The sequence below is a fragment of the Flavobacterium sasangense DSM 21067 genome (genome assembly GCF_000686885.1).
Lineage (GTDB): Bacteria > Bacteroidota > Bacteroidia > Flavobacteriales > Flavobacteriaceae > Flavobacterium > Flavobacterium sasangense.
Window position 1 is genome coordinate 1 of sequence record NZ_JMLU01000060.1, and the last position, 1,848, is coordinate 1,848.

The window sequence follows — 1,848 nt, forward strand, 5'->3', positions numbered from 1 at the left end:
TGTTAAATTCAATATTAAAATGATAAACGGTATTATTTTTTTCATAATTTTTACTTATTTAGATTATTAATATTCATTACTTTTTTATCGTTCCGTTTTTCTAAGGTTTCTGCCAACGGGAAACGCATTGGCGAAGTGGCGGATAAATTGGACGGAAAGTTCAATTTAGCAGTAACGTAGCCGATGTGTTTTCACAGAAGCTAAATTATTAAAAAAAAGCTGAATGTGGAACACATTCGGCGGAATAAAATGTAGAAAGTTTTAAGTTAGCACTTAACCCGCCATTTTGCCAATGCGATGTTATGTGAAGGAATTTTTAGTATCTTTGTATTCAAATAATTCACATTTTATGTATTTCAGCAAGCCTTGGTAATTAAAAATTAAAGTAAATGATTAAATCGTCTTTTTTGAGATGATTACTTTTTAGTACGTTAATTTTTAATTTAAAATAAGTTAATAATGAAAAATATAAAACCTTTAACTTTTCCGTTTAATTCGGAAAATAATACATCTATAAAGCAAAGTCTTTTTCAATTTCGAGAATATTTTGATTCTTCTACAATTGTTGGTTTAGGCGAAAACTCACATTTTATAAAAGAGTTTTTTAAATTCAGACATCAAGTTATTGAGTTTTTAGTAACTGAATGTGATTTTGACACCTTGGCATTTGAGTTTGGTTTTTCTGAAGGATTAGAAGTTGATAAGTGGATAAAATCACAAATTCCATTCGACGATTTGGATAAGTTACTGTCACACTTTTATTATCCAAATGAGTTTAAAGATACTTTGCTATGGCTTCGTCGGTATAATCAAGACAATAATAATCAAATTACCTTTTTGGGTGTTGATATTCCTAAAAATGGAGGTTCTTATTTTCCAAACTTTCACATTGTGTCTGATTATTTACAAAGACTTTCAATCGTTTCTTCTGATGTCTTACAGAAGATTTTAAATCTTGCTGAAAAATTTGATTTCTATTCGACTTCTCAGCTTGCGTTAAATTTATCGCTTTTTGACGAAGCAGAACATAATGAATTAAAAGCATTGCTATTAAAAGTTTACATTCGTTTGGTCACTCTTCAACCAAAACTGGAAAGTTTAGAGTTTCAATCGATACTTCATCAAGTTAAAGGCTTGATTTATATGAATTATAATGCTGATGCTATGGAAAGCTTCATTACTGAAAAGGGAATTGAGGGAGATATGGGAGCAAAAGACCAGTATATGGCAGAAAGTATTGATTGGTTTTTGAAAAATTCACTTGGTAAAAAGATTATTTTAGTTGCCCACAATGCTCACATTCAAAAAACTCCGGTCGATTTTGACGGATTTATTAGTTGTTATCCAATGGGGCAAAGACTTTCGATGACTTTTGGAGAAAAATACAAAGCATTTGCAATAACTAATCTACGTGGAGAAACTGCCGCATTGTATCCTGATAATGATTATCAATTTGGTTTTAGGGTTGATAAATTTCCACTTGATTCTCCAGAGTCGGATTCTGTTGAATTTTTTATGCAGGAATTATCAGGAAAAGAATGCTGTTTAATAATCAATAAAAGTAAGGAATTAAAAAATTGTAGTAAGATTCGTTTTGATTCTATACATCTAAAAACTGAAATAGTAGATTCTTTTGATGGGATTTTCCTAATAGAAAAATCAACTGTTTCAGAAATAGTGGATTGAGAATAATGTAAATTTGATTTCGAAACGGTACTTTCTTTTTTGGAGGTGCCGTTTTATTCTTTCACATAACGTTCCTTTGCTTGTAGCAGTAGCGAAGAAATCGGCAGATTTCGGAGCGGAAACAACAAATACAAAACAGACTTTAAATCAAACACTAACTAA

General features: G+C 30.4%; 1 protein-coding gene. It reads left to right on the forward strand.

Annotation, left to right across the window (positions count from 1 at the left end; translation table 11 throughout):
- The first annotated feature begins 459 nt into the window (after positions 1 to 459).
- Complete coding sequence (gene ere(D) / locus BP92_RS0113675) at positions 460 to 1,686, forward strand: EreD family erythromycin esterase (protein ID WP_017686219.1); 1,227 nt, start codon at positions 460 to 462, stop codon at positions 1,684 to 1,686.
- Positions 1,687 to 1,848: the final 162 nt, after the last annotated feature.